Below are 7,375 nucleotides of genomic sequence, written 5' to 3'. Positions count from 1 at the left end.
ACGTCGAGCAGTGGGTCGAGAACAACATCGGGCTTTCCATGCTCGCGCGACGGCGGCGGGCCTTCAGGCCTGACACGAAAACTGCATGAACGGATTGGGCGTCAGACACGGTAAAGTGAACAACCTAGTTTCCGGCCTCGGGGTCATCCGTCGGCTTCACCCACAACGGTATCCACCCCGTTTTCAGAACTTCATGCGCGCCAGTCCATGTACCGCCTTTCGTGCCCGAGTGGACGGCCAGCGCCGCATCCGCAAGGCAGTAGATATACTTGTTCCGCTGCATCGCGTTGCCCGCGTTAAACCCGGCTTCAGGATTGAACGACGAGACCAGCACCAAGTTGTTCTCCAGCAGGTACTTGCGGTACTTCGCGCCCGAACAGGCACGCAGCAGGCTGTCGGCCAAAACGCCAACCGCCGTCCCTTCCGCCTCAAGTGCGCCGAGCATCGCCGTCTCATCAACACCTCGCGCCGCGCCAGAAACAATCGATATCCCGGCCTTGGAGGCAAGCGCACCAAGCTTACTGCTATACACCAGATCACCGTCGTTCACCTTGCGCGACCCGACCACGGCCAGCCCGCCCCTATTCAGTAAAGCTCGGTTGCCGCAACCAAACAATATTGCGGGCGAATCGCTCTTCAGGCGCTGCTTAAGTCGTCTTGGATAGTCCTGGTCGGAGCGAGTCATCACCCACAGACCAGACCTCAGCCATTTTTCCATCGAGATGGCTAGAGCAGGCCCACGGTCGAGCAGCGCGTTCACCCGTTCGATCGAAATCGTCTTGTCGTGCCACCCGTCCAGCAGGTCATCCAGATTGCCCTGCAGAAGATGTGCCGGTGTCAACGACCGTCCTGATTAGCAAGGACCTTCCGCTGGGGCTCACGGGTTGAGCCACCGGCGGGCGCACACTGAAGTCAGGTTCTGCAAGAGGGTGTGTGCCATGGCTATGAATCGAATCCAGTTTCAGCCGGGGATGTCGTTGTTTGAGTTCTTCGAGCGCTACGCCAGTGAGGCCCAATGCGAGGCGGCGCTGGAGCAAGCACGTTGGCCGCGGGGATTTCGCTGTCCGCGGTGCGGCGCCGCTGCGCACTGCGTGCTGAAGGCGCGGGGGCGCAAGACGTTCCAGTGCAACGCCTGCCATCACCAGACCTCGTTGATTGCCGGCACGCTGTTTGAGGGCACCAAGCTGGCGCTCACGGTGTGGTTCCTGGCGATCTACCTCGTCAGTCAGGCCAAGACCGGACTCTCGGCCCTGGCGCTGAAGCGTGACTTGGGGGTGAGTTACCCCACGGCCTGGCTCATCCACCACAAGCTGATGCAGGCCATGGTGGAGCGCGAGGCCGGCTATAAGCTGTGCGGGGATGTCCAAGTCGACGACGCCTATCTCGGCGGCGAGCTCACCGGCGGCACCGCCGGGCGTGGCTCGGACAACAAGGTGCCCTTCATCGGCGCGGTCGCCGTGGATGAGAACGGCCATCCACTGCGCGCGAAGTTCACCCAGCTGCCAGGATTCACCCGCAAGGCGATTGCCACCTGGGCCAGCGCCAATCTCAGTCCTGCGAGCACCGTCATCTCCGATGGCCTGGCCTGCTTTCGCGGTGTCACCGATGTCGGCTGCGCCCATCGACCGATTGTCGTCGGCACCCGGAAGCCGGACGAGCTGCCGATGTTCCACTGGGTCAACACCGTGCTCGGCAACGTGAAGACCAGCCTCAGCGGTGCGTATCACCACTTTGACTTCAGCCGCTACGCCGAGCGCTACCTCGGCGCAATCGCCTATCGCTTCAATCGCCGCTTCGATCTGCACGCCCTGCCTGCTCGCCTGCTGGTCGCCGCGGCACGCTGCGAGCCGTGTCCGCTGCACCAGATTCGGTTGGCTGAAACACCTTGCTAATCAGGAAGGGGTTTGTCTGCGTGGGTCTTGGGACGACCGGGAGGTGGTCGGCTCGGCCGGTGTCCGCCCGACGCTCCGTCGCCACCGCAGGTCCGGGACGCACACGGTGGCGGGTGGGCTGGGGGCGCCTTGGTCGTATGTTCTCGCTGGGGTATTGCTTGTATTATTCGGAGGGTCGGGCTTGCGAGCCCGCGTCCGGCTGGCAACGGTTTGTGTTGAAGATGCTCGAGGTCGTGTTGGCTGCATGAGCCACAAGGTCCCTGTTTTCGTCTTTGGTGCGCTGTTGTGGGCGGCGCTCGGCGGGGTTGCGGCCTCGGAGGTCGCGACGCTCCAGAAGACTATCGACGGCAAGGCCGCCGAGGCCGAGCAGGCGCGCACCGCCCTCGCGGATGCCGAGCAGGCGCTCGCCCGGCTCGAGGCCGAGCAGCAGGCGCTGGAGGCGGCCACCGATGAGCTCGCTGCGGAGCGCGATGCCGCGCTGGCGGCGCTGGAGGCGCAGTTCGAGCGCGTGGTGGCTGATCCGGACACGCCGCTTCAGGCCGAGCTTCAGGCCTATCGCGCGGCCGCTTCGGCGCAAGCGCGTCATGGGTCGACGTTGACCGCGCAACAGGAGCAGATCGCGGCCGCGCGTACACGGCTCTCGGCGCTTCGCACCGAGGCCGAGACCGCTGCGATCGACCTCGCCAAGCTGCGCGCCGGTCTGGACCGGGCCCGCGCACAACGCCTACTGCGCGAGCTGAACGTCGACGGGGAGCAGCGCCTGACCAATGCCATCAGCTGCGCGATGGACGAGACCATTGCCGACTGTATGGAGCGAGGCGAGCAGACGGCACGCCGGGTCGCACGCAATCGCTTCGCGCAGGACCTGTTCGCGCAGGTGACGGAGGCGGAGGTCGTGGCCAAGCATCAGGTGGCGGCTGGCGTGGAGCCCCAGGTGGTGGAAAGCACGATCACCGACAGCGGCTTCCGCGGCCAAGGCGAGTATTTCGTCACCATGACCGCTAGCCTGCGCACGGAGGCGACCCTCACGGACGCCTGCCGCTTGCTGGGCTTGAGCGAGGCCGAGTGCCAGGGCGAGCTGCCGCCGGATCGCGCTGCGGCAGCGGCTGCGCCCGTACCGGCCACACCGCCGCCGGAGGTGGTGGACGCGCCGGATGCGGACCCGGACGCCGAGACGGTGGAGCCCGTAGCCGCCGGCGAGGAGCGCTACCAGCTGACGGTGCGCTCCAACGTCTACTATGACGAGGTGTTCATCGACGGCGTGCCCTACGGCTCCACCAAGCTCGATGTGATGCTGCCGCCCGGCGAGTACGACATCGAGGTACGCAAGCCCGGCCATACCGCCTATCGCGAGCGCATCGAGCTGAACGGCAGCCGCACGCTGCGCGCCCAGCTCGCCGAGCTCGCGGAGCCATGAGCCTGCGACAGGCCGACGGCAGGGCGCCCGCTGGCAGGCGCACAACATCATCCGGGATCATGCCGGCGCGCGGCGCAGCACTGGCGTTGGCGCTGGCGTTGGTGCCGGCCTGGATAGCCGGCTCGGTCCTGGCGCAGGTGCCCGGGGCCCGCGACCTCCCCACCGCCCCGCCGGTCGCAGAGCTTGCCCCGGCACGGCCTCAAGCGACGGAATCACAGGCCGGCGCCACTGACCCGGCCACGCGGAGGCCGGTTGCGCCCGCCACGGATGGGCTGACATCCGTGATCTGGCAGCTGCAGGCCTATCGGACGAAGCTCGGGCTGAAGCCTGCCATCACCGGCAACGGCAACGGCTATGTGGCTTTCGATGAGAACGGCTTCCGCATCAATGCCGGCTGTGACACTCTGCGCGGCAGCTATTGGCTGGATGACGAGCGGCTATTGTTCTCTCCCCACATCGCATCGGTGGTCAGCGACTGCCCGCCGACGCTGCGCACCCAGGAGCGTACCGTGCTTGCGCTGCTGCCCACCGTGACGCAGATGCGACAGTCCGATGATGAGCTGGTGCTTCTGGACGCCGATGCCCGTGAGCTGCTGACCCTGGTGCGGCCCGAGACCGCGCCGCTGCAACGCCGGGTCTGGGTGCTGCTGGCCTACCGCAACCGCGACGACACCATCGTGCCGGCGCTGCCGAAGCCGCGCTTCACGCTGCGCTTCGAGGACGCGACCCGCCTGTCCGGGGTCGCCTGCGATGAGTATCGCGGCGGCTTCGTGCGCGACCAGGAGCGCTTTTTGGCACTGGAGGGGCCCCTGACGGGCACGCGCTTCGGCTGTCCGGACCCGGCGGCCACCCGCCAGGCGGAGGACTATCTGGCCATACTCGGCCAGATGGACAGCTATCGGGTAGACGCCCAGTCGCTGCTGCTGCGGGATGCCGACGGGCGTATGATCGCGCGCTTTGCGGCCCTCGATCCGCCCGCGGAGCCCGACGACGGCGCCGCGCTCGGGCCGAGCAGCGAGCCGCCCGCCCCCGGCGCGATGCGCCTGCCCCGGCCTGCGCCGGTCGGCGACCCTTCCCACAGGGGCCCGCGCATCGCGGCGCAGCAGGGCGAGCTGCAACGGGACGCGACGCGCATCCAATAATCATGCAGCCCATGAGCACCCAGTCTTCGGAGACGTCCGCCACCATGCTCGGGCTCCGCCTGGAAACCGCACCGCTGCTGTACACCGACCTACCGGTGCCGACCCCGGGCCCGGGCGAGGCCCTGGTGCGCGTGCGCCAAGCCGGCGTCTGCGGCACGGACTTGGCGATGCTGCGCGGTTATGTGCCCTTCAGCGGGGTCATGGGGCACGAATTCGTCGGGGAGATCGCGGCGGCTAGCGACGCCCCAGAGCGCGAGGGTCAGCGTGTCGTCGGCGAGATCAATATCGCCTGTGGCTCTTGTCCGCAGTGCCGGGCCGGGCGGAGCAATCACTGCACGGCACGCGAGGTGCTCGGCATCCGTGGTCGGGACGGCGCCTTCGCCCAGTATCTGACCCTGCCGCTGGCCAACCTGTACCCGGTGCCGGATCAGGTGCCCGATGATGCCGCCGTTTTCACGGAGCCCTTGGCGGCCGCGCTCCAGATTACCCGCCAAGTGCACCTGGGCCCGGCGCAGCGTGTGCTGGTGGTGGGAGCCGGGCGGCTCGGGCAGCTCATCGCGCGGGCGCTGCGGCTCACCGGCTGCGACCTCGCCGTGGTGGCACGGCGTGAGCGCCAGCGCAGGCTCCTGGCAGACGCCGGCCTGGAGTGGCTGGCCGAAGACGCGGTGCCCGCCGCCGCCTTCGATGTGGTGGTGGAAGCCAGTGGTGCGCCCGTCGGCCTGGCCCTGGCCCGCAGCGCCCTGCGCCCTCGCGGCACCCTGGTGCTCAAGAGCACCTATGCCGGCGAGGTCGCGGTAGACCTGGCGAGTCTGGTGGTGGACGAGATCACCGTCGTCGGCTCCCGCTGCGGACCCTTTCCCGCCGCGCTGCGGCTATTGGCCCAAGGCCTGGTAGATCCGCGGCCGCTGATCGAAGCCCGCTTCGCGCTCGCGCAAGCCGATGCCGCGCTGCGCCGGGCCGCAGAGCCGGGCGTGCTGAAGGTATTGATCGACAGCACCTGACCGCGGCGGCGCGCCCGCTGCCGGGGACCACCTCGCGCGGATGGAGCGCCGGCGAAATCCGGTATCGTCACCAGCTGCCGGGAGCAGCCGTCGCGCCTTTTGACGGCGACGCCGGGCCCCGGCGTGCGCTTCGCTGCATCCGGGCTACCGCGTGCGCTCGGCGCCGGTCTCCCCCGGGCTAGGCTTCGCGTCCTATGCTTTACGGCACCCATTATGTGCAAGGCTCGGGATTTGCTTGGGCGCAGCCAAGGTCCCGCGCCGCCGACGCGCCGCCCAAGCAAGCCAGAGCGCCCCGCAGCGACCGCCCGATGGACACCCTGATCACCCCGGAGCAGCAGTCGGCTGCGCTGTCGCTGGCGTTGGCGCTGGCCATCGGTCTCTTGTTCGGACTGGAGCGGGGCTGGCACAAAGAGCAGCCGAAGTACGTGGCGCGACCCGCGGGCGTGCGCACCTTCGGTCTCATCGGCCTGCTCGGGGGTGCCACCGGGGTGCTGGCTCAGCAAACCACGCCGGGGGTGGTGGGCTGGGCCTTCCTCGGTGTCGCCCTTGCGGTGGCGGCGGCCTATGCCCTGAATGCCTGGCAGACGGGCGAGACGGGCATTACGACGCTCATCGCAGCATTGCTGGCCTTCGCGCTTGCCGCGCTCGCCACCCTGGGACATCGCACCACGGCCGCCGCCGCGGCGGTGGTTGCGACCCTGTTGCTGGGGCTGAAGCCCCAACTGCACGCCTGGGTCGCGAAGCTGGACGAGACCGAGCTGCAGGCGACCTTGCAGCTGCTGCTGATCTCGGTGGTGGTGCTGCCGATGCTGCCGGATCAGGGCTTCGGGCCGGCGGCGGCGCTGAACCCCTACCAGCTTTGGTGGATGGTGGTGCTGATCGCGGCCATCTCCTACGCCGGCTATTTCGCCGTGCGCATCGTCGGGGCCGGCGCCGGGATTCCCCTGACCGGGCTGCTGGCGGGGCTCGCGTCGTCGACCGCCTCCACCATCCAGATGGCGCGCCTCGCCAAGCACACCGATGCGGATCCCAATCTGCTCGGCAGCGGCATCCTGCTGGCCAATGCGACGCTCTTCCCGCGCATACTGGTCATCGTCGGACTGGTGCAGCCGGCGCTGGTGCAGCCGCTGGCCCTGCCGCTCGCCGGTATGGCACTGGTGACGGCGGCGCCGGCGCTGCTGCTGTGGCGGCAGCGCGGTCCGGATGGCAGCGGAGCCACCCTGCGCACCAGCAACCCGCTGGCGTTGGGCTCGGCGCTGCGCTTCGGCCTGCTGCTGGCGGTGATCATGGTCTTGGGGCGGCTCGCGGCGGATTACCTGGGCGATGCCGGCGTGCTGGGGCTGGCGGCGGTGTCCGGCGTCGCCGATCTCAACGCCATCACACTGTCGGTCGCGAAGATGTATCCGCCGCAGCTCGCACTGCCCGTGGTCTTGCTGGCCATCCTGCTGGCCGTGACGAGCAACACACTGTTCAAGACAGGCGTCTGCCTGTGGGTGGGCACCCTGGGGCTTGGGCTGCGGGTCGGTGTGCCGATGCTTGCCACCGCTGCGACGGGACTGGCATTGCTGTCGCTGACGGGGCAGACGGCTGCCCTGCCTGAGGACTTCGGTCTCTTCACGGCCCTGCAGGGCCTGTATGGAGCTTTTGCAGATTGGGGGGAGCAGCTCGCTCGCTGAGCCGCACTGGCCGGTATTCGAGCGCTCGGGAGGACGGCCATGGCACAGCAACATGACGCGGCGCTCTCGATGCGCTTGGACATGGCCGGCGCGGATGCGCGATGTCTTAGGTGATTTCCGCTTTGGAATATACCGATATGTGAGATACTTCGCGCAGTTTCTCAGATATCGATCCAAAGCCCATGATTCCGGATTCCAGCAGCATCCCGGTCAGCAACCTGAGTGCCGAGCACATCGAAGATATCAA

Annotated in this window: 6 protein-coding genes; 5 read left to right on the top strand and 1 reads right to left on the bottom strand. The window is 68.0% G+C overall.

Going from position 1 to position 7,375, the window contains the following annotated elements; translation table 11 throughout:
• Window positions 1-124: 124 nt before the first annotated feature.
• A complete protein-coding gene (locus CKO31_RS25170; RefSeq protein ID WP_200243395.1) occupies window positions 125-841 on the bottom strand; it encodes a DNA-processing protein DprA in 717 nt (238 codons plus the stop codon).
• 97 nt (window positions 842-938) lie between these two features.
• Here CKO31_RS25170 and CKO31_RS25165 point away from each other — a divergent pair, with 97 nt between their 5' ends.
• The 5 genes from CKO31_RS25165 to CKO31_RS25145 all read left to right on the top strand — a co-directional run bounded on the left by CKO31_RS25165 (window position 939) and on the right by CKO31_RS25145 (window position 7,128).
• The gene (locus CKO31_RS25165; protein ID WP_200243392.1) at window positions 939-1,892 is read left to right on the top strand and encodes an IS1595 family transposase; all 954 of its coding nucleotides are present in this window, start codon (window positions 939-941) and stop codon (window positions 1,890-1,892) included.
• Between the two features lie 244 nt (window positions 1,893-2,136).
• Complete coding sequence (locus tag CKO31_RS25160; protein WP_200243389.1) at window positions 2,137-3,309, top strand: PEGA domain-containing protein; 1,173 nt, start codon at window positions 2,137-2,139, stop codon at window positions 3,307-3,309.
• A 281-nt stretch (window positions 3,310-3,590) separates the two neighbouring features.
• Window positions 3,591-4,451: an META domain-containing protein gene (locus CKO31_RS25155; protein WP_200243387.1), complete on the top strand. Its 861-nt coding sequence runs from the start codon at window positions 3,591-3,593 to the stop codon at window positions 4,449-4,451.
• Window positions 4,452-4,462: 11 nt separating this feature from the next.
• Complete coding sequence (locus CKO31_RS25150; RefSeq protein WP_242475684.1) at window positions 4,463-5,452, top strand: MDR/zinc-dependent alcohol dehydrogenase-like family protein; 990 nt, start codon at window positions 4,463-4,465, stop codon at window positions 5,450-5,452.
• 308 nt (window positions 5,453-5,760) lie between these two features.
• A complete protein-coding gene (locus CKO31_RS25145; protein ID WP_200243384.1) occupies window positions 5,761-7,128 on the top strand; it encodes an MgtC/SapB family protein in 1,368 nt (455 codons plus the stop codon).
• The last annotated feature ends 247 nt before the right edge of the window (window positions 7,129-7,375 follow it).

It is taken from the genome of Thiohalocapsa halophila (genome assembly GCF_016583825.1).
Classification (GTDB): Bacteria; Pseudomonadota; Gammaproteobacteria; order Chromatiales; family Chromatiaceae; genus Thiohalocapsa; species Thiohalocapsa halophila.
Note: the sequence above shows the minus strand (reverse complement) of the source record. Positions and strands in the feature narration are given on the sequence as shown.